The 20,950-nt window shown below is 58.7% G+C and carries 20 protein-coding genes; 13 read left to right on the plus strand and 7 right to left on the minus strand.

The features are described from left to right. The first annotated feature begins 87 nt into the window (after positions 1-87). Positions 88-531: a YkgJ family cysteine cluster protein gene (locus PFAS1_RS09425; RefSeq protein WP_008149447.1), complete on the plus strand. Its 444-nt coding sequence runs from the start codon at positions 88-90 to the stop codon at positions 529-531. A gap of 193 nt (positions 532-724) precedes the next feature. Here PFAS1_RS09425 and typA read toward each other — a convergent pair whose 3' ends face one another. Continuing rightward, on the minus strand, positions 725-2,545 hold the full coding sequence (gene typA, locus PFAS1_RS09430) for a translational GTPase TypA (protein WP_008149445.1): 1,821 nt from the start codon (positions 2,543-2,545) through the stop codon (positions 725-727). A gap of 139 nt (positions 2,546-2,684) precedes the next feature. Further along, a complete protein-coding gene (gene thiI, locus PFAS1_RS09435) occupies positions 2,685-4,139 on the minus strand; it encodes a tRNA uracil 4-sulfurtransferase ThiI (protein WP_076028975.1) in 1,455 nt (484 codons plus the stop codon). A 330-nt stretch (positions 4,140-4,469) separates the two neighbouring features. On the opposite strand from thiI, the gene glnA reads away from it, so the two are divergent. From glnA to ntrC, 6 genes are all read left to right on the plus strand, one after another. Next, complete coding sequence (gene glnA, locus PFAS1_RS09445; RefSeq protein ID WP_046045568.1) at positions 4,470-5,876, plus strand: glutamate--ammonia ligase; 1,407 nt, start codon at positions 4,470-4,472, stop codon at positions 5,874-5,876. Between the two features lie 161 nt (positions 5,877-6,037). Next, the gene (locus tag PFAS1_RS29450) at positions 6,038-6,625 is read left to right on the plus strand and encodes a hypothetical protein (protein ID WP_156886710.1); all 588 of its coding nucleotides are present in this window, start codon (positions 6,038-6,040) and stop codon (positions 6,623-6,625) included. A gap of 66 nt (positions 6,626-6,691) precedes the next feature. After that, a complete protein-coding gene (locus tag PFAS1_RS09455) occupies positions 6,692-7,201 on the plus strand; it encodes a DUF4124 domain-containing protein (protein ID WP_076028977.1) in 510 nt (169 codons plus the stop codon). Continuing rightward, on the plus strand, positions 7,198-7,815 hold the full coding sequence (locus PFAS1_RS09460) for a DUF4124 domain-containing protein (protein WP_076028978.1): 618 nt from the start codon (positions 7,198-7,200) through the stop codon (positions 7,813-7,815). Before PFAS1_RS09455 ends, PFAS1_RS09460 begins: the two co-directional genes overlap by 4 nt. 229 nt (positions 7,816-8,044) lie before the next feature. Then, a complete protein-coding gene (gene glnL, locus PFAS1_RS09465; RefSeq protein WP_074872746.1) occupies positions 8,045-9,130 on the plus strand; it encodes a nitrogen regulation protein NR(II) in 1,086 nt (361 codons plus the stop codon). Further along, positions 9,127-10,563: a nitrogen regulation protein NR(I) gene (gene ntrC / locus PFAS1_RS09470; RefSeq protein WP_076028979.1), complete on the plus strand. Its 1,437-nt coding sequence runs from the start codon at positions 9,127-9,129 to the stop codon at positions 10,561-10,563. Before glnL ends, ntrC begins: the two co-directional genes overlap by 4 nt. Before the next feature lie 547 nt (positions 10,564-11,110). Here ntrC and PFAS1_RS09475 read toward each other — a convergent pair. Then, entirely contained in the window at positions 11,111-11,551 is a 441-nt protein-coding gene (locus tag PFAS1_RS09475) for a hypothetical protein (RefSeq protein ID WP_076028980.1), read from the minus strand. On the opposite strand from PFAS1_RS09475, the gene PFAS1_RS09480 reads away from it, so the two are divergent. Next, positions 11,550-12,005: a tRNA (cytidine(34)-2'-O)-methyltransferase gene (locus PFAS1_RS09480; RefSeq protein ID WP_076028981.1), complete on the plus strand. Its 456-nt coding sequence runs from the start codon at positions 11,550-11,552 to the stop codon at positions 12,003-12,005. The two genes, PFAS1_RS09475 and PFAS1_RS09480, sit on opposite strands and share 2 nt — an antisense overlap. A 205-nt stretch (positions 12,006-12,210) precedes the next feature. Here the strand turns inward: PFAS1_RS09480 and secB are convergent, their stop codons facing one another. From secB to PFAS1_RS09495, 3 genes are read right to left on the minus strand one after another with little or no spacing between them, the layout of a single operon-like run. Then, positions 12,211-12,696 (minus strand): protein-export chaperone SecB, encoded by a 486-nt coding sequence (gene secB / locus PFAS1_RS09485; protein WP_007897410.1) that lies wholly within the window; start codon positions 12,694-12,696, stop codon positions 12,211-12,213. A 41-nt stretch (positions 12,697-12,737) separates the two neighbouring features. Next, positions 12,738-12,992: a glutaredoxin 3 gene (gene grxC, locus PFAS1_RS09490; protein WP_008149430.1), complete on the minus strand. Its 255-nt coding sequence runs from the start codon at positions 12,990-12,992 to the stop codon at positions 12,738-12,740. A 1-nt stretch (position 12,993) separates the two neighbouring features. Continuing rightward, a complete protein-coding gene (locus tag PFAS1_RS09495; RefSeq protein ID WP_076028982.1) occupies positions 12,994-13,407 on the minus strand; it encodes a rhodanese-like domain-containing protein in 414 nt (137 codons plus the stop codon). A 153-nt stretch (positions 13,408-13,560) separates the two neighbouring features. Between PFAS1_RS09495 and gpmI the strand changes: the two genes are divergently transcribed. From gpmI to PFAS1_RS09520, 5 genes are all read left to right on the plus strand, one after another. Continuing rightward, positions 13,561-15,090: a 2,3-bisphosphoglycerate-independent phosphoglycerate mutase gene (gpmI, locus tag PFAS1_RS09500; RefSeq protein WP_076028983.1), complete on the plus strand. Its 1,530-nt coding sequence runs from the start codon at positions 13,561-13,563 to the stop codon at positions 15,088-15,090. 271 nt (positions 15,091-15,361) lie between these two features. Then, on the plus strand, positions 15,362-16,660 hold the full coding sequence (locus PFAS1_RS09505) for a murein hydrolase activator EnvC family protein (RefSeq protein WP_076028984.1): 1,299 nt from the start codon (positions 15,362-15,364) through the stop codon (positions 16,658-16,660). Positions 16,661-16,691: 31 nt separating this feature from the next. Beyond that, on the plus strand, positions 16,692-18,011 hold the full coding sequence (locus PFAS1_RS09510; protein ID WP_076028985.1) for a S41 family peptidase: 1,320 nt from the start codon (positions 16,692-16,694) through the stop codon (positions 18,009-18,011). A 1-nt stretch (position 18,012) separates the two neighbouring features. Continuing rightward, positions 18,013-18,810, plus strand: coding sequence for a divergent polysaccharide deacetylase family protein (locus tag PFAS1_RS09515; protein WP_076028986.1), 798 nt, complete (start codon positions 18,013-18,015; stop codon positions 18,808-18,810). A gap of 104 nt (positions 18,811-18,914) precedes the next feature. Further along, on the plus strand, positions 18,915-20,150 hold the full coding sequence (locus PFAS1_RS09520; RefSeq protein ID WP_076028987.1) for a trypsin-like serine peptidase: 1,236 nt from the start codon (positions 18,915-18,917) through the stop codon (positions 20,148-20,150). A 3-nt stretch (positions 20,151-20,153) separates the two neighbouring features. On the opposite strand, the gene PFAS1_RS09525 is transcribed toward PFAS1_RS09520, so the two are convergent. Next, positions 20,154-20,909, minus strand: a complete 756-nt coding sequence (locus PFAS1_RS09525; RefSeq protein ID WP_076028988.1) for a substrate-binding periplasmic protein — start codon at positions 20,907-20,909, stop codon at positions 20,154-20,156. Between the last annotated feature and the right edge of the window lie 41 nt (positions 20,910-20,950).

Genomic DNA, 20,950 nt, shown 5'->3' on the forward strand with positions numbered 1-20,950 from the left:
AAATACGAAAAAATCTGGCGAAAGGTTGTTCAAAAATCCACCAGTCCCGGTATGATCGCGCGCCCTGATGCACGCTGGTAACAACCGATGATGAAGTCCAACCTGATCGCCGCCGCGGAGATCGATCGCCTCGATACCTGGGCCAAGTACTCCGCCCCGATGTGTGGTTCGTGTGTTTCCAGCTGCTGCACCCTGCCGGTCGAGGTCAAGATCAAGGATCTGATCCGTATCGGCATCGTCGATGAATTCGAGCGAGGCGAGCCGCCGAAGAACATCGCCAAGCGTCTGCAGAAGGAAGGGATCGTCGAGCGTTACAACCAGAAGTCCGAGATCTTCACCCTTCAGCGCATGAGCAATAACGATTGCCTGTACCTGGATCGTAAGAGCCGTCTGTGCACTATTTATGAAAAGCGCCCGGATACTTGCCGCAACCACCCGAAAATCGGGCCGCGGCCGGGGTATTGCGCGTATAAACCCAAAGAAGTGGCGCGCGAGACCAGCGAGAGCCGCCGCACCCTCGAAAAGTTTTAAACCAACCCTGATCGTTCCCACGCTCCGCGTGGGAATGCCTCAACGGACGCTCCGCGTCCGCTTTAGGGACGCGGAGCGTCCCGGGCTGCATTCCCACGCAGAGCGTGGGAACGATCTTCAAACCCCAGACAAACAAAAACGCCCCCGACCTTGCGGTCGGGGGCGTTTTTTTAGCAGCTAACTAAGTCGAAACTCAGTTACCGGCTTTCTTGGCAGCGCGGGTACGCTCGCTTTCGCCCAGGATCTTCTTACGAAGACGGATGGACTTAGGAGTGACTTCGCACAGTTCGTCTTCTTGCACGAACTCAAGAGCTTGTTCCAGGGTGAAACGGATAGGCGGAACCAGAGCGATGGTTTCGTCTTTACCCGAGGCACGCATGTTGTCGAGCTTCTTGCCTTTGGTTGGGTTAACGCCCAGGTCGTTGTCGCGGCTGTTGATGCCGACGATTTGACCTTCGTACACGTCTTCACCGTGACCCAGGAACAGTTTGCCGCGAGCTTGCAGGGTTTCCAGCGAGTAAGTCAGAGCCTTACCGGTAGCAACCGAAACCAGCACGCCGTTCTGACGGCCGGACATGTCGCCGGACTTCATCACGTCGTAACGGTCGAAGATCGAGGTCAGGATGCCTGCACCGGAGGTCAGGGTCAGGAACTCGTTACGGAAACCGATCAAGCCACGAGCCGGGATGTTGTACTCAAGGCGCACACGGCCCTTGCCATCCGGAACCATGTTGGTCAGGTCGCCCTTACGGATACCGATCTGTTCCATGATCGAACCTTGCGATTCTTCCGGCAGGTCGATGGTCACGTTTTCGTACGGTTCGTGCTTGACGCCGTCAACCATGCGGATGATCACTTCCGGACGACCAACACCCATTTCGAAGCCTTCGCGACGCATGGTTTCGATCAGTACCGAGAGGTGCAGCTCACCACGGCCGGAGACTTTGAACTTGTCGGCGGTGTCGCCTTCTTCAACGCGCAGGGCAACGTTGTAGAGCAGTTCCTTGTCCAGACGTTCCTTGATGTTACGGCTGGTGACGAACTTGCCTTCTTTACCGCAGAAAGGCGAGTCGTTTACCTGGAAGGTCATGGAAACGGTTGGTTCGTCAACGGTCAGCGGCTTCATCGCTTCGACGTTCAGTGGGTCGCACAGAGTGTCGGAGATGAACAGCTGGTCGAAGCCGCTGATGCAGACGATGTCGCCGGCAGCTGCTTCTTCAACGTCGATACGGTGCAGACCGTGGTGACCCATCAGCTTCAGGATACGACCGGTACGCTTCTTGCCGTCGGCGTCGATAGCGACAACCGGAGTGTTCGGCTTGATGCGACCACGAGCGATACGGCCAACGCCGATAACACCCAGGAAGCTGTTGTAGTCCAGAGCGGAGATTTGCATCTGGAACGGACCTTCACGGTCGACTTTCGGCGCAGGTACGTTGTCGACGATCGACTGGTACAGCGGGGTCATGTCTTCAGCCATGTCGGTGTGTTCCAGACCGGCAATGCCGTTCAGGGCCGAGGCGTAGACAACTTTGAAGTCCAGCTGTTCTTCGGTAGCACCGAGGTTGTCGAACAGGTCGAAGATCTGGTCCAGAACCCAGTCCGGACGCGCGCCTGGACGGTCAACCTTGTTGATCACCACGATTGGACGCAGGCCGGCTTCGAAAGCCTTCTTGGTCACGAAACGGGTTTGCGGCATAGGGCCGTCTTGAGCGTCAACCAGCAGCAGAACGGAGTCAACCATCGACATTACGCGTTCAACTTCGCCGCCGAAGTCGGCGTGGCCCGGGGTGTCCACGATGTTGATGTGGTAGCCGTTCCAGTTGATGGCGGTGTTTTTCGCCAGAATGGTAATACCGCGCTCTTTCTCCTGGTCGTTGGAGTCCATCACGCGCTCGTCGTTGAGCTCGTTGCGCTCCAGGGTGCCGGATTGACGCAAGAGTTTGTCTACCAGGGTGGTCTTACCATGGTCAACGTGAGCAATGATGGCGATGTTGCGTAGATTTTCGATCACTTGTGTATCTCGATCAGAGGATTCGGTGTGCTGACAAGTCTTGGCAGCGATTTACAGTAGAGTCAGGCCTTGCCGTTACAGCTTGACGGCAGGGTCGGGGGGCCGGTGACGCAGGCCACAGGCATACAGCCCCGGGCTCTTAGCTCGGTCGATAAACGCGCACATTGGCATGCCCCTCACTGAGCAAATGGTGGGCATGCAGGCGACTCATCACGCCTTTGTCGCAATACAGCAGGTACTGGCGAGTAGGGTCCAGTTCCTTGAAACGAGCGTTCAATGCATAAAACGGCATCGTCTGCACCTCAATGCCAGCGAGTTCAAGCGGCTCGTCTTCAGCGGCATCCGGATGACGGATGTCGATGATGATCTGGCCCGCCAGTGCTTCGCTGACTTCTTCGATCTGCAAGTCCTGGCCCAATTCGTCGATTACGCGATCGATCGGCACCAGTTTGGCGTTCTCGAGCGCACGCTCAAGTACTGCCATGTCGAACTGTTGTTCTTCGTACTCCACGCGTGGACGCTTGGCGTGGGTCTTTGGGTTCACCGAGATGACCCCGCAGTATTCCGGCATGTGCTTGGCGAAATCGGCAGTCCCGATTTCGTTGGCCAGGTCGATGATGTCCTGCTTGTGACTGGCGATCAGCGGTCGCAAGACCAGCTTGTCGGTCACGCAGTCGATCACGGACAGGTTCGGCAGCGTCTGGCTCGACACCTGGGAAATCGCTTCGCCGGTGACCAGCGCTTCGATCTCCAGCCGATCGGCAATACGGGAAGCAGCGCGCAACATCATACGCTTCAAAACTACGCCCATATGACTGTTATCGACTTTCCCGAGAATTTCTCCCAGTACTTCCTCGAAAGGCACACTGACAAATAACACGCGTTGGGAGCTGCCGTACTTCTTCCAGATGAAGTGCGCGACTTCCATAACGCCCAGTTCATGGGCTCGTCCGCCCAGATTGAAGAAGCAGAAATGGCTCATCAGCCCGCGGCGCATGATCTGGTAGGCAGCTACAGTGGAATCGAAGCCGCCGGACATCAGCACAAGCGTCTGTTCCAGGGCCCCCAGCGGATAACCGCCGATGCTGTTGTGCTGGTTGTGGATCACGAACAACCGTTTGTCGCGAATTTCGAGACGAACTTCAATTTCCGGCTCTTTCAGCGAGATTCCGGCGGCGCCGCACTGACGACGCAGTTGGCTGCCGACGTATTTCTCGACATCCATCGAGCTGAATTCATGCTTGCCGGCACGCTTGCAGCGCACCGAAAAAATCTTCCCGGCCAACGCATCACCGAAGTGCTGCTTGCACTTGGCGACGATGTCGTCGAAGTCGCCCAGCGGGTATTCGTCGACTTGCAGGAAATGCGCGATGCCCGGCATGCAGCTCAGGCGCTCGGTCATCTCCTTCAGGGCTTTCGGCTCGCTGACGCGGGTTTCCAACTCGAGGTTGTCCCACACACCGTTCACCACCACAGCCGGATCCAGGTCGCGGAGCACGGTACGGATGTTTTTGGCCAACTGGCGGATGAAACGCATCCGTACCGGGCGGCTCTTGATGGTGATCTCGGGGAAGACTTTTACGATTAGTTTCATGAAAACAGCGCGCGCTGGGCCAGCCGAAAAAGGGGGGCGCGGATTATAGCGGAAATTGCTCAAGGTTTAACCAGTTAATGTGCAGAAGGTTTTGCGCGCACCAAAACAGGTCATTTGTTGAATATGACGCTACATTACAGGGCGCTATTTCCCGCTTTGCTGCGCTTTACATCTATAGAAGCGTGAAAATGGGGCAAAAAACCCATGGTGGGGCACTGGCATGCAATTTGCTCCCTTGTGAGGCAGGTTGCCTTGGCAGAGTATTCGCGCCGGCATCACCCACATTCTAAGGGCATCCACTACTAAGCCCGAAGCCACCCGGAGGACACTATGTCGAAGTCGGTTCAACTCATCAAAGATCATGACGTCAAGTGGATTGATCTGCGCTTCACGGATACCAAAGGCACTCAGCATCACGTGACCATGCCGGCTCGCGACGCGCTGGATGAAGCTTTCTTCGAAGAAGGCAAAATGTTCGACGGTTCCTCCATCGCTGGCTGGAAAGGCATCGAAGCCTCCGACATGATCCTGATGCCGGACGACAGCACTGCCGTTCTCGACCCGTTCACCGAAGAGCCAACCCTGATCCTGGTTTGCGACGTGATCGAGCCTTCGACCATGCAAGGCTACGACCGTGACCCACGTGCGATCGCCAAGCGTGCCGAGGAATACCTGAAGTCGACCGGTATCGGCGACACCGTATTCGTTGGTCCAGAGCCTGAGTTCTTCATCTTCGACGAAGTGAAGTTCAAGTCCGACATCTCCGGCTCGATGTTCAAGATCTACTCCGAACAGGGTTCGTGGATGTCCGACCAGGACGTGGAAGGCGGCAACAAAGGCCACCGTCCAGGCGTCAAAGGCGGCTACTTCCCTGTTCCGCCGTTCGACCACGACCACGAAATCCGTACCTCCATGTGCAACGCCATGGAAGAAATGGGCCTGGTCATCGAAGTTCACCACCACGAAGTGGCGACTGCCGGCCAGAACGAAATCGGTGTGAAGTTCAACACCCTGGTCGCCAAGGCTGACGAAGTTCAGACCCTGAAGTACTGCGTACACAACGTTGCTGATGCATACGGCCGCACCGCGACCTTCATGCCTAAGCCTCTGTACGGCGACAACGGTTCGGGTATGCACGTTCACCTGTCCATCGCCAAAGATGGCAAGAACACCTTCGCTGGCGAAGGCTATGCCGGCCTGTCCGACACTGCCCTGTACTTCATCGGCGGCATCATCAAGCACGGTAAAGCGCTGAACGGCTTCACCAACCCATCGACCAACTCCTACAAGCGTCTGGTCCCAGGTTTCGAAGCGCCAGTAATGCTGGCCTACTCGGCTCGCAACCGTTCCGCTTCGATCCGTATTCCTTACGTATCCAGCCCTCGCGCCCGCCGTATCGAAGCTCGCTTCCCGGATCCGGCAGCCAACCCGTACCTGGCCTTCGCTGCCCTGGTAATGGCCGGCCTGGACGGTATCCAGAACAAGATCCACCCTGGCGACGCAGCTGACAAAAACCTGTACGACCTGCCGCCTGAAGAGGCGAAAGAGATCCCACAAGTTTGCGGCAGCCTGAAAGAAGCCCTGGAAGAGCTGGACAAAGGTCGTGCGTTCCTGACCAAAGGCGGCGTTTTCAGCGACGACTTCATCGACGCTTACATCGCCCTGAAAAGCGAAGAAGAAATCAAGGTTCGTACCTTCGTACACCCACTGGAATACGAGCTGTACTACAGCTGCTGATCCGGTAGCGCCAGCACACGCGGCGTAACAAATGAGGCCTCCTTCGGGAGGCCTTTTTTGTGGGCGTAAGTTTTCAGGCAAAACATTTTTTGATAATAGTTCTGCGAAACTTCCAGGCAATTTTCATTTACTGTCCCGGGACTTTTCGGAAGGACCATCAGATGAAATCAGCATCGGCCTCTCTTTATTCGCTAGCGTTGTTTCTTGCGGCGCTGACACCTGCCTGGGCCGTAGCGGATAGTTCCCATACCACTGATCAGGGCAAACACTGGTTGGTGGAAAAATCTTCCGATGACAGCCGGTTTCAAATTGCCCTTCTCAGCGGAAATACACGCTATGACGGCAAAACCGGCGAGGCCCTATTGGCGATAAGTTGTCATCCTGATAACCCGATGAGAATGTCCCTGACTATCCCGACCCAGCGACTTGGCTTCAATGCCGATGATTATGAAGGGCCGGGGGCGCCGGCAAACGGTCCATTGCGCCTGACAACCGGCACACGCGCGCCCATCAGCTCTCTGGTCAGCGGTTCGGGCTCGGTAAGGAGCCTGCAAGAAGACGGCTGGGTATTCGAGTTTGGTACGAGCATCGACAAGCGCGAGTTGCATTACTGGCTCACTGACACAGCCCATGGTCAACCTGTAACGTTGACACTGCCTTCGCTCAAGGGTGATACCCCACTGATTGCAGAGTTTGTATTGCCAGAAGACGACAGCGGGTTGCGCAATGTTATCGGGGCTTGCCTGTAACCAACTATGCCAACCCACGCCCGTAACCTATGCTGCAAGCCAACGCTTTCGTTTCTGGTCGATTTTATGGGTCGTGGTTTTCTACTGATGCTGCTGTTGATCGCCCTGCCCGCCGCAGCGCAGATCTACAAATACACCGACGCCGACGGCAACACCGCCTACAGCAATCAACCGCCCGATGGGGTGAAGGCTCAACCGGTCGAGTTGCCACCGCTGAACAGGGTTGAGCCCCAGGCGCCATCTGCTCCACCGGTTGAAGCCAGCAGTCGCGAACAGCCGCGTAGCGCTTACGAGGTGCTGGAACTGACCAACTTGCCCACCACCGAAGCGCTGCGTGCCAACAACGGCACTTTCACTGTCAACGTACTGATCAAACCCCGCCTGCAAGGCCCACATTTGTTCAGGCTGTTGCTGGACGATCAGCCTTACGGCCAGCCGAGCAACGTGCCAATCCTGCAACTGGTCAATATTGATCGCGGCACGCACAGCCTCGCGGTGCAGGTGATCGACGGGGAAACCATCGTTCAACAAAGTCCCACCGTGACGTTCACCGTACAACGGGTGCATAAGCCGTGAGGCTGTGGCTGCTGATCATCTGTTTGATCGCCCTGCCGGTGACGGCCGAGGTATTCACCTACATCGACGCCCAGGGCAATCGGGTTTACACCGACCAGCCAGGCTCCGGCAATGCCAAGCGTGTCCCGATGGCGCCGAGTAACCGCATGTCCGCCAACCCTGGCGGCGCAGCACCGGTAGCTGGAAAGAAGGCCGCAACAAAACCACTGTTTCACTACGACATGCTGAGAGTACTGGTGCCGGAGCCAGACGCCACGGTACGCAGCAGCGCTGGAGAGATTATTGTCAGCGTCACCAGCGAACCCGGTCTGCAACGTGGCCATCGCTACCGATTGCTCCTCGATGGCCAACCCACCGCAGATCCCGGCTTGAGCCCGGTGTTCGCCCTGAGCAACATCGATCGCGGCAGCCATAACCTCTCCGTGGAAATCCTCGATGAACAGGGCCGCACGGTCGAGCGCACCGCCAACCAGCCGTTCCACATGCTGCGCATCTCTCTGGCGCAGAAGCGTCAAGTCAAACCCTGCATCCTCCCCGATTACGGCCAACGGCCGGAATGTCCGCTCAAAGACAAACCCGCTGAAGAAAAAAATCCCTTCCTGCGCTTCTTCTAACGCCATTCAGGTTTGCGCACTATATTGGTGCAATTGGTTGCACCACACCCATAAACCAACCCATTTTGGTTCGAAAGTACCCGTCAAAGCTGGCAGAACGCCACGCAAACGAGCGTCAAACGCCCGTTTCAGGCCTTAAACGCTTCTTTTCGGAGCCTTGGTTTGGTTTTTGCATTTTCCTCGTATCGGCGCGTTATTCACGCGCATGCCTGCTCCAAAAGAGGTCCTGATGACCATTAGTGACGCACTGCATCGATTGCTACTCGACAACCTGACCACCGCCACCATTCTGCTCGACGCCGAACTGCGCCTCGAGTACATGAACCCGGCGGCGGAAATGCTCCTGGCCATCAGCGGTCAGCGTAGCCATGGGCAGTTCATCAGCGAGTTGTTCACCGAATCCACCGAGGCGCTGAACTCCTTGCGCCAGGCGGTCCAGCAAGCCCATCCGTTCACCAAGCGCGAAGCGATGCTCACCGCCCTCACCGGCCAGACGCTGACCGTCGACTACGCGGTGACGCCCATCCTGGCCAACGGCGCCACCATGCTGCTGCTGGAAGTCCACCCCCGCGACCGCTTGCTGCGAATCACCAAGGAAGAGGCGCAGCTATCGAAGCAGGAAACCAGCAAGATGCTGGTGCGCGGTCTCGCTCACGAGATCAAGAATCCTCTCGGCGGGATTCGCGGCGCGGCGCAATTGCTCGCTCGCGAACTGCCGGAAGAAAGCCTGCGCGACTACACCAACGTGATCATTGAAGAGGCCGACCGCCTGCGCAATCTGGTCGATCGCATGCTCGGCTCCAACAAGCTGCCGTCTCTGGCGATGTGCAACATCCATGAAGTGCTGGAACGGGTTTGTCATCTGGTGGAAGCCGAAAGCCAGGGTTGCATCACTTTGGTGCGCGACTACGACCCAAGCATTCCCGACGTGTTGATCGACCGCGAACAGATGATTCAGGCCGTGCTGAACATCGTGCGCAATGCGATGCAGGCCATCAGCAGCCAGAACGAGCTGCGCCTTGGCCGCATCAGCCTGCGCACCCGCGCCATGCGCCAGTTCACCATCGGCCACGTGCGCCATCGCCTGGTGACCAAGATCGAAATCATCGATAACGGCCCGGGCATTCCCGCGGACTTGCAGGAAACCATCTTCTTTCCCATGGTCAGCGGCCGTCCGGACGGTACCGGGCTGGGCCTGGCCATTACCCAGAACATCATCAGCCAGCACCAGGGCCTGATCGAATGTGACAGCCATCCAGGCCACACCACCTTCTCGATCTTTCTGCCACTGGAACAAGGAGCCACATCGACATGAGCCGTAGTGAAACCGTGTGGATCGTCGATGACGACCGTTCTATCCGTTGGGTCCTGGAAAAAGCCTTGCAGCAGGAAGGCATGACCACGCAAAGCTTCGACAGCGCCGATGGCGTGATGAGCCGCCTGGCGCGCCAGCAGCCGGACGTGATCATCTCCGACATTCGCATGCCGGGTGCCAGCGGTCTGGACCTTCTGGCGCGGATTCGCGAACAGCACCCACGACTGCCGGTGATCATCATGACTGCGCACTCCGACCTGGACAGCGCTGTCGCGTCCTATCAGGGCGGCGCGTTCGAATACTTGCCAAAACCGTTCGACGTCGACGAAGCCGTGTCGCTGGTCAAACGCGCGAACCAGCACGCCCAGGAACAGCAAGGCCTGGAAGTCCCGGTCGCCTTGACCCGCACCCCGGAAATCATTGGCGAAGCGCCGGCGATGCAGGAAGTGTTTCGCGCCATCGGCCGCTTGAGCCATTCCAACATTACTGTGCTGATCAACGGCGAATCCGGTACCGGTAAAGAATTGGTGGCACACGCGCTGCACCGTCACAGCCCGCGTGCGGCTTCGCCGTTCATTGCGCTGAACATGGCAGCGATCCCGAAAGACCTGATGGAATCCGAGCTGTTCGGCCATGAGAAAGGCGCGTTCACCGGCGCGGCCAACCTGCGTCGCGGGCGTTTTGAACAGGCTGACGGCGGCACGCTGTTCCTTGATGAAATCGGCGACATGCCGGCGGACACCCAGACTCGTTTGCTGCGGGTGTTGGCGGACGGCGAGTTCTACCGCGTCGGCGGTCATGTTCCGGTGAAAGTCGATGTGCGAATCATCGCCGCGACTCACCAGAATCTGGAAACCCTGGTGCACGCCGGGAAATTCCGCGAGGACTTGTTCCACCGCCTCAACGTGATTCGTATCCACATTCCACGGCTGTCGGACCGTCGCGAAGACATCCCGACCCTGGCCAAGCACTTCCTCGGCCGCGCCGCGCAAGAACTGGCGGTAGAGCCGAAGCTGTTGAAAAGCGAAACCGAGGAATACCTGAAAAACCTGCCGTGGGGCGGCAACGTGCGCCAGCTGGAGAACACCTGTCGCTGGATCACGGTGATGGCTTCGGGTCGCGAAGTGCACATCAGCGATCTGCCGCCGGAGCTGCTGAACCTGCCGCAGGATTCGGCGCCAGTGACCAACTGGGAGCAAGCGCTGCGCCAGTGGGCCGATCAGGCGTTGGCTCGTGGCCAGTCGAGCCTGCTCGACAGCGCTGTACCGGCGTTCGAGCGGATCATGATCGAAACCGCCCTCAAACACACCGCCGGCCGCCGCCGCGATGCCGCCGTTTTGCTGGGCTGGGGGCGTAATACCCTGACGCGCAAGATCAAGGAGTTGGGGATGAAGGTTGACGGTGGGGATGATGATGAGGGGGATGAGGGTTAATCCCCCCACCTGATCGTTCCCACGCTCTGCGTGGGAATGCCTCAATGGACGCTCTGCGTCCGCTTCGGCAGGGACGCGGAGCGTCCCGGGCTGCATTCCCACGCAGAGCATGGGAACGATCCTCACCACTCTTCCGTGCACCGCAGCAATGCACCGTGAACCGCAATCGCGCACGGCAACCGATCCAAAACCACGCCTTCATCTGCAAGAAAATCCCTATCGCTGAAACACGAAAGCCCCGGAATACGGGGCTTTCGACGTTTCAGCAAGACATTCTGTTTCAACTTGTTAAAACCTGGCACGCCCCCTGCAATAGTCCATTCAGTGATTCGGTTCACTACCCGGTTTCGGGGACCTTGGTACAGGCAGGCCGGGGATTCCCCTCTTTTACATCGGGCTCACACCGCACAAGCGACGAGCCCAGGCAGTTTTGGGGCCCTTGATACAGGCAGGTCAGGGGTTCCTTCTTTACACCGGGCTCACGGCGCAATGCGCGAGCCCTGCCGTTTTGGGAACCTTGGTACAGGCAGGCCGGGGATTCCCTCTTTTATTGCTCCCGGAGATGGATCTCCAGCCGCCAGCGGTCATCGACCTCGCTACCGGCCCACTCGCCTTGCAGTGGCCGGGCCGCCACCACCGTCAGCAACAACCCCCCATCGCTCAAACGCACGCGCCAGTTCGCGTTCTTGTCGTTGATTTTGAGCTGACCTTTCTGTGACTTTCCTTCAGCCTCGAACAGCAACGCGAGGCTACCGTCGACGAACTCGCCGTGAGCCTTGGGTTCGTTGTTGAACCACACCACCAGCCCATCGTTCGTCACCTCGACCTGCTGCAGTTCGCTGGGGTCGGGAGTGGTCAGGCGACCGATCATCAGCCCCACCATCACCCCGACAATCGCCAGCGAAGCCATCACCCGCGGGAATAGTTTCGAACGGTTGTCCGCAGGCGGCGTAGAATGCCGCTCATCTTTACCTTCGGAGCCGTGCATGTTTCACGTCATCCTTTTCCAACCAGAAATTCCGCCGAATACCGGCAACGTTATCAGGCTGTGCGCCAACAGTGGCTGCCACCTGCATTTGATCGAACCGCTGGGCTTCGAGATGGACGACAAGCGTCTGCGCCGGGCCGGCCTCGATTACCACGAGTATGCCACCCTGCAACGCCACGCAGACCTCGCCAGCTGTCTGGAAAGCCTCGGGCATCCTCGGTTGTTCGCCTTCACCACCAAGGGCTCGCGGCCGTTCCACGATGCCAGCTTCGCCGAGGGCGATGCGTTCCTGTTCGGCCCGGAAAGCCGTGGCTTGCCGACCGAAGTACTCGATGCCCTGCCCAGTGAACAGCGCCTGCGCCTGCCGATGCGTGAAGGCTGCCGCAGCCTGAACCTGTCCAACACCGTGGCGGTCGCCGTGTACGAAGGCTGGCGCCAGCTCGGGTTCAAGTAACCTCGTGACTGATCGTTCCCACGCTTCGCGTGGGAATGCCTCTAGGGACGCTCCGCGTTCCAGCAGCACCACTGGCGTCGAGCCTGGCACCGGTGTGACGCGGAGCGTCACGGGCTGCATTCCCACGTGTAGCGTGGGAACGATCATCTCCCGCCCATGAAAAAAGCGCCTGTTATGGCGCTTTTTTCGTTACTGCATCGAACGCTTACTGAACGGTTGGAGTCTCGCCAGCCGCCTGCATGCGTTGCAGCTCTTGTGCGTACAGCGCGTCGAAGTTCACCGGGGCCAGCATCAGGGCCGGGAACGAACCGCGGGTCACCAGGCTGTCCAGGGTTTCGCGAGCGTACGGGAACAGGATGTTCGGGCAGAACGCGCCGAGGGTGTGGCTCATCGAAGCGTCGTCGAGGTTCTTGATCAGGAAGATCCCGGCCTGTTGCACTTCAGCGATGAACGCCACTTCTTCACCGTTTTTCACGGTAACGGACAACGTCAGTACAACTTCGTGGAAGTCGCCTTCCAGAGCCTTTTGACGGGTGTTCAGATCCAGACCGACGCTCGGTTCCCACTGCTGGCGGAAGATTGCCGGGCTTTTCGGTGCTTCGAAGGACAAGTCACGTACGTAGATGCGCTGCAAGGAGAATTGCGGTGCGGTTTCTTCTTCGCTAGCTGCAGTGTTCTGTTGGTCAGTCATCTCAGATCCTTTCTGATCTTGGGGTCTTATAGGGAAGGCATTCAGGCCTTGAGCATGGCGTCGAGCTTGCCGGCGCGCTCAAGGGCGAACAAATCATCACAACCACCCACGTGGGTGCTGCCAATCCAGATCTGCGGCACGGATGTACGTCCGGCCTTCTGAGCCATGGCGGCACGCACCTGCGGCTTGCCATCGACCTTGATCTCTTCGAAGGCCACGCCTTTGTTCTCGAGCAGGTACTTGGCTCGCGAACAGTAAGGGCAGTAATCGCTGGAATAGACGACGACGTTGCTCATTTCACTTCACCAGCGGCAGGTTATCGCCTTTCCAGCTGGAAATACCGCCGGAGAGCTTGGCGGCGGTGTAGCCGGACTTCATCAGTTCGCGGGCATGAGTACCAGCGGTCTGGCCCATGGCATCGACCAGGATGATGGTCTTGGCCTTGTGCTTTTCCAGTTCGCCGACGCGAGCAGTCAGTTTGTCGTGAGGAATGTTCACCGCGCCAACAATGTGACCGGCGGCGAAGTCTTTGGTCGAACGAATGTCGATCACAACGCCCGCGTCCTTGTTGACCAGCCCGGTCAGTTCACCGGTGCTCAGGCTGCGGCCGCCGCCTTGCATCTGATAAGCGATCAGCAACGCCAGCAGTACGACGAAGATACCGACGAGCAGATAGTGGTTAGTGGCAAATTCAATCAGGTGAGCAACCATCGAAGGAGGTTCCAGGGCGTTAAAATGTCGGCCAGTATACACAGCCACTATGGTGGGCCAAACCCCGTCCGGCGGTGACGTGGATTGAACTTGCCTTTAAACTGCCACTCCCTTTTCCATCGCCCTCTATTAACTCAGCCACGAGTGGAATCCATGACTACCACGCCTAAACCTTTGGTCCTGATTATTCTCGACGGCTTCGGTCACAGTGAGAGCCCTGAATCCAACGCCATCTTTGCGGCGAAGAAGCCCGTACTGGACCGTCTGTGGGCCACCGTGCCGAACGGCCTGATCTCGGGCAGCGGCATGGACGTCGGCCTGCCGGATGGCCAGATGGGCAACTCCGAAGTCGGCCACATGAACCTCGGCGCCGGCCGCGTGGTGTATCAGGACTTCACCCGCGTGACCAAATCGATTCGCGACGGCGAGTTCTTCGAGAACCCGACCATCTGCGCCGCTGTCGATAAAGCCGTCGCTGCCGGCAAAGCCGTGCATTTCATGGGCCTGCTGTCCGATGGCGGCGTTCACAGCCACCAGGATCACCTGGTTGCCATGGCCGAACTGGCTTTCAAGCGCGGCGCCGAAAAAATCTATCTGCACGCCTTCCTTGATGGTCGCGACACGCCACCGAAAAGCGCCCAGTCGTCCATCGAACTGCTGGATGCGGCCTTCCAGGCTCTCGGCAAAGGCCGGATCGCCAGCATTATTGGCCGTTACTACGCCATGGACCGCGACAACCGTTGGGACCGTGTATCCCAGGCTTACAACCTGATTGTCGACGGCAACGGCGAATTCAACGCCGCCACCGCTCAGGAAGGCCTGCAAGCGGCGTACGAACGCGGCGAGAGCGACGAATTCGTCAAAGCCACCAGTATCGGCGAGCCGGTGAAAGTCGAAGATGGCGATGCCGTGGTGTTCATGAACTTCCGCGCTGACCGCGCCCGCGAACTGACCCGCGTGTTCGTCGAAGACGATTTCAAGGAATTTGAACGTGCCCGCCAGCCAAAACTGGCCGGCTTCGTCATGCTGACTCAATATGCCGCCAGCATTCCCGCGCCATCGGCCTTCGCCGCGGGCAGCCTGGACAACGTGCTGGGCGACTACCTGGCGAAAAACGGCAAGACCCAGCTGCGCATTGCCGAAACCGAGAAGTATGCCCACGTGACCTTCTTCTTCTCCGGCGGGCGCGAAGAACCGTTCCCGGGCGAAGAACGCATCCTGATCCCGTCGCCAAAAGTCGCCACCTATGACTTGCAGCCCGAAATGAGTGCCCCGGAAGTCACCGACCGCATCGTCGATGCCATCGAAAACCAGCGTTACGACGTGATCGTGGTCAACTACGCCAACGGCGACATGGTCGGCCACAGCGGCGTGTTCGACGCAGCGGTAAAAGCCGTTGAATGCCTGGACCTGTGCGTCGGCCGCATCGTCGATGCGCTGGAAACAGTCGGCGGTGAAGCCCTGATCACTGCCGACCACGGCAACGTCGAGCAGATGTCCGATGAGACCACCGGCCAGGCGCATACCGCCCACACCACCGAGCCGGTGCCGTTCATCTATGTAGGCAAGCGTGACTTCAAGGTTCGCGACGGCGGCGTGCTGGCAGACGTGGCTCCGACCATGCTGATGTTGATGGGCCTGGAAAAACCGGCTGAGATGACGGGTACTTCGATACTGGTGTAATCAAAGGGGAAATTGCTCAAATCCCCTGAAACAGCACCAATCAACTGTGGGAGCGGGCTTGCTCGCGAAAGCGGTCTGACAGTCAACATTGATGTTGAATGTGCTGTCCCCTTCGCGAGCAAGCCCGCTCCCACATTGGTTTTGCGGTGTTTTTGGAGCACGTAACGCCCTGAACCCCACTCCAGTCATCACACAGCCCCAATTGGGCGTTTTTTTTGCAGCGCTTGGCGGGCATACTAGGCCGTCCCTTTCCCTGGTGTCGCCCGCCTCTATGCTTCGCGTCCTGATAGCCCTTGCCCTGACTTGCCTGCTCCAACCGGCCTTTGCTGACGAGCGCGCGCAAACCCAACAACAGTTGGACGCCACGCGTCAGGACATTGCCGAGCTGAAAAAACTGTTGGGTAAACTCCAGGAAGAAAAATCCGGAGTGCAGAAAGACCTCAAGGGCACCGAAACCGAGATGGGCAAGCTCGAGAAGCAGGTCGAAGCCCTGCAAAAAGAGCTGAAGAAAAGCGAATCCGAGCTGCAGCGACTCGATGCCGAGAAAAAAAAACTCCAGAGCGCGCGCATTGAACAGCAACGACTGATCGCCATTCAGGCCCGCGCGGCCTATCAAAACGGTCGTCAGGAGTACTTGAAGCTGCTGCTCAACCAGCAGAACCCGGAAAAATTCGCCCGCACCCTCACCTATTACGACTACCTGAGCCAGGCCCGCCTGGAACAGCTGAAGAATTTCAACGAAACCCTGCGCCAACTGGCCAATGTCGAAAAAGACATCGCCATGCAACAGGCGCAATTGCTGGTGCAGAAAAGCAGCCTCGACAGCCAGCGTGACGAACTCGACAAAGTCCGCAAGGAGCGCCAGCAAGTCCTGGCCAAGCTCAGCGACGACGTGAAAGCCCGCGATCAGAAGCTGGCGGCCCGCGAGCAGGATCAGGCAGACCTGTCTAAAGTCCTTAAAACCATCGAAGAAACCTTGGCCCGCCAGGCTCGAGAGGCAGAAGAAGCGCGGCAAAAAGCGCTGATCGCCCAGCAGGAAGCCGAAAAAAAGCGTTTACGTGAGGCCCAGGCTGCAGCAGATGCTGACACCACTGACGCCCCACGCAAACCCGTTAGATCGACACCCGGCGCCCTGGTATCAAGTTCAGGCGAGACCTTCGGCGGTCCCTTTGCTTCAAGTCGGGGAAAACTTCCCTGGCCTGTTGATGGTCGACTGCTGGCACGCTTTGGCGAATCCCGTGGCGACGACGCCCGCACCAAATGGGACGGTGTGATGATCAGCGCCTCCGCCGGCAGTCAGGTGCACGCCGTGCATGGCGGTCGCGTGGTGTTCGCCGACTGGTTGCGCGGTGCCGGGCTGCTGGTGATTCTTGATCACGGCAACGGTTTCTTGAGTCTTTATGGTCACAACCAGACGCTGCTCAAGTCTGCGGGTGACGTGGTTAAAGCCGGTGAGTCCATCTCCACTGTGGGTAACAGTGGCGGGCAGGACACACCAGCGCTGTATTTCGCTATTCGTCAGCAGGGTCACCCGAGTGATCCAGCGCAATGGTGTCGCGCGCAAGGATAAGCACGCGACCTAATTCAGGAGTTCGTTAGACATGCTGCATTTGTCCCGCCTTACCTCGCTGGCCCTGACGATCGCCCTGGTGATCGGCGCGCCTCTGGCGTTTGCCGCTCAACCGGCCCCGGTGATCGCGCCTGCGGGCACTGCTGCGACCACCAAGGCGCCGTTGCCTCTGGAAGAGTTGCGCACCTTTGCCGAGGTCATGGATCGGATCAAAGCCGCGTATGTCGAGCCGGTGGACGACAAGACCCTGCTGGAAAACGCGATCAAGGGCATGCTCAGCAACCTCGACCCGCACTCCGCCTACCTGGGCCCGGAAGACTTCGCTGAATTGCAGGAAAGCACCAGCGGCGAATTCGGCGGCCTGGGCATCGAAGTCGGCGCCGAAGACGGTTTCATCAAGGTGGTTTCACCGATCGATGACACGCCGGCCTCCAAGGCTGGCATTCAGGCCGGCGACTTCATCGTCAAGATCAACGGCCAGCCGACCCGCGGCCAGAGCATGACCGAAGCCGTGGACAAGATGCGCGGCAAGATCGGCCAGAAAATCACCCTGACCCTGGTGCGTGACGGCGGTGCGCCGTTCGACGTGACCCTGACCCGCGCCATCATTCAAGTGAAGAGCGTGAAGAGCCAACTGCTGGAGTCCGGCTACGGCTACATCCGCATTACCCAGTTCCAGGTCAAGACCGGCGACGAAGTCTCCAAGGCCTTGGCGAAACTGCGCAAGGACAACGGCAAGAAGCTCAAAGGCATCATCCTCGACCTGCGGAACAACCCGGGCGGCGTACTGCAAGCGGCGGTGGAAGTGGTCGACCACTTCATCACCAAGGGCCTGATCGTTTACACCAAGGGTCGTATCGCCAACTCCGAACTGCGCTTCTCTGCCACCGGCAAGGACGAAAGCGAAGCGGTGCCAATGGTCGCGCTGATCAACGGCGGCAGCGCCTCGGCCTCGGAAATTGTCGCTGGTGCCTTGCAGGATCAGAAACGCGCGGTGGTCATGGGCACCACCAGTTTCGGCAAAGGCTCGGTACAAACCGTGCTGCCGCTGAACAACGACCGCGCACTGAAGATCACCACGGCGCTGTACTACACGCCGAACGGCCGCTCGATCCAGGCTCAGGGCATCGTCCCGGACATCGAAGTGCGCAGGGCCAAGATCACCAACGAGCAGGACGGCGAGTACTTCAAGGAAGCCGATCTGCAAGGTCACCTGGGCAATGGCAACGGCGGCGCCGACAAACCGACCAGCTCCAGCGGCAAAGCCAAGGCGATGCCGCAGGATGACGATTACCAGTTGGCCCAGGCCCTGAGCCTGCTCAAAGGACTGAGCATCACCTCCGGCCGCTGAGATGAGCTTGCGGTTGCTCCTCGGCCTGCTGTGCTGTCTGGTGGGTGTCGCTCACGCGGCGCCTGCCACAACAGCGGCCACACCTCACAAGGCTTATCTGAGCCTGATCATCGATGACCTGGGGCAGAACCTGCCCCGGGATCGCCGCGTGCTCGCCCTGCCCGGCCCGGTCACCGCAGCGATCATGCCCGATACACCCCACGCCACCGAATTTGCCCGCGAGGCCCATCGCGCCGGCAAGATTGTCATCCTGCACATGCCCATGGACCCGGCCACCGGCCCGTTCGCCTGGCACCCCGACCTGCCCATCGACGAACTTGAAAAACGCCTGAACGCAGCGTTCAAGGTCGTGCCCTACACCGCCGGCATCAACAACCACATGGGCAGCCGCATGACCTCTCAGCCGGCGGCCATGGCCTGGTTGATGGCGGACTTGCAGCGTCGGCACAAGCTCTTCGTCGACAGCCGCACCAGTGCGCAAACCGTGGCCGCCGCCGAGGCGCAGAAGATTGGTCTGGCAAGTGTTTCGCGGGATGTGTTCCTGGATGACGAGCCCGCTGAAGCGGCAATTTTCACTCAACTGCAGACCGCTATCAGCCTGGCGCACAAGCAAGGTTCTGCGGTAATGATCGGGCATCCGTATCCGCAGACATTAGCGGTGCTTGAACGTGAATTGCCCAAGCTCAAGGCTCAGGGCATTGACTGGATCGACATCAGACAGATGATCAGTGTGCGCGGCAATCGTGCCACGGCAGCGCATGGCAAGGATGGCCAGTACCGCCTTCCGCCCGCCCGGTAATTCCTCACCAGCCACTTCATTTCGCGATAACTATTTATACCTTCCGGTACATCGCCCCGTGCCACGATAGCGCTCACCCTGAATTTCATCCCCAAGGAATGGACATGAAATACCTCAGTTTCTTTTGCTGCGCCGGCCTGATTGGCCTGCTGGCTATTTCGCCAGTGCAGGCCCGCGATTTAGGCGAAGGCGCCGTCAACGACTCACCGTCAAGGGCGCTGCAAAACAGCGACCATTTTTATGAAATCTGGAGTGGCGTGGGACGACTGAGTCTTCAATCGGGCGGGAGTTGCAGCGCCGTCCTACTGGATACGCGAAACAGGCAAGGCCGAGCCACCGGCCCTGCTTACCTGCTCACCGCCGGTCATTGCGTGCTTTTTCAGTACGGTTCGGCACGGACCGATCTGCCTTTGGAAGCCAGCGTCACCTTCCACTACTTTCATGACATGCCACAGCGTAAGCGCCAATACGCCATCCGAACTGCGCGATGGAGCAGTCTGGTCGGGACCGATCTTGCAATACTGGAAGTCGAGGCAACATTGGCGTCGCTGATACAGGCCGGGGTCAATCCGCTCAAATTGGCGTCCCATCAAACCCACGAGAGTCAGGATGCGCTTAACGTAGGCGCGCCGGGCGGCTTTACCGAACAAGGTCTTCGATTGAGCGCCTGCGCTGAACAAACCGCCGGAACGTTCATCGATCACCCCGGGGTGTTCCCTTTGGCCATGAAAAACAGCTGCGATCTTCACGCTGGCAGCTCCGGTAGCCCGATGCTGAACCGCCGCACCAATGAAATCACCGGCATCGTCAGTAAAGTCGCGATCTCGCGCAATACCCCAGCGCCGCCCGAGTGTGAGCACTCGACGTCTTGCACAGCTGCCCGTTTCAACTACAGCTACTCTGCCAACTTTCTGCACTACTGCTTTGTTGATGGCGTCTTCGCCAGCGATGGGGCGAATTGTTCATTAGCGCCGGTGGAGCTGACGGTCACGGAGCCTTGGAAATTCAAGTCAAACGTGTATAAAACGCGAAACGCGGATGGGCAGATCGTACTGCCTGCCTGGGATTTCAGGTTCTCCCTCGGGGCACCCTTCTATCGCTACAAAACGGTCCATAACGCCAGGGACTGCAAAGCGCCCGACAATTACAGCGCCGCCATCAACGCTGTAGACGCTTACATCAATAGTGAAATCGGGCCACAAAGCGGCGCACATGCACTTTGTATTATCGGCGTCGCCTCAGGGGAGCAGCCGCTGACAAGGGCGATGTTGAATAACGTATTTACCAGTGCCGTGTACTTGAGCGCGACACCGGCGCCGTCTCAGGCTGTATCGAAATGAGCGCTACAGATACTTCGCCATGATGTCGTCCACCACGCCTTCCTTGCGTAGCTGATCCAGCGCGGCTTGCAGCTTGGCCACGACGTCATCCGGCACGTCCTTGTTCAATGCCAGGAACAACTCGGCGCTGTTGAAGCGCAGCACGGTCTTGAGCCCGTTCACGCCATCCTGACGCGCCAGATAGCGGCCTGCCGGATCACCCGTGGCCCACAGGTCGATCTGGCCGTTGACCAGTTTTTTTGCGTTGTCCTGATCGCGCAGCACAACGATCGGTTTCAGTCCTTGTTTGGCCAGCGTCTCGGCAATTGCATCACCCTTGTAGGCGCCAATCTTGTACTTGCGCGCCTGCTCCAGCGTCTCGAGGGTGATCTTGCTATCGGCTTTGGCCAGCATGATCCAATCATCCGGACCAATCGGGCCGACCCACTTGAAGAGTTTCTCGCGGTCCGGCAATCGCGCCATTACGAACACCCCATAACCGGGTTTTTCCAGGGCGAGCTTGTAGATTCGCTCCCAAGGGAAACGCAGCGTCAGGCTGTAGGGGATGTCGGCGCGCTTGAACATCTCACGGACAATGTCCACGGCAATGCCGTCGATGTTCTCGTCCTGAGCGAAGTTCTTGCCGTTCTTCGCCATGTTGTACGGCGGGAAGTTTTCCGTCAGTAACACCAGACCGGTGCCCTGATTTTCTGCGGCGTGAACTCCGTTGATGAACAACAGAGAAGCGCTGGCGAAGGCAAGAAGAAGACGTTTAAGCATGTCGGGCTACCGGAATCCATGGCGTGCCCAAGAGTGCCTTG

The sequence above is a fragment of the Pseudomonas frederiksbergensis genome, assembly GCF_001952935.1.
In the GTDB taxonomy this organism is placed as follows: Bacteria; Pseudomonadota; Gammaproteobacteria; order Pseudomonadales; family Pseudomonadaceae; genus Aquipseudomonas; species Aquipseudomonas frederiksbergensis.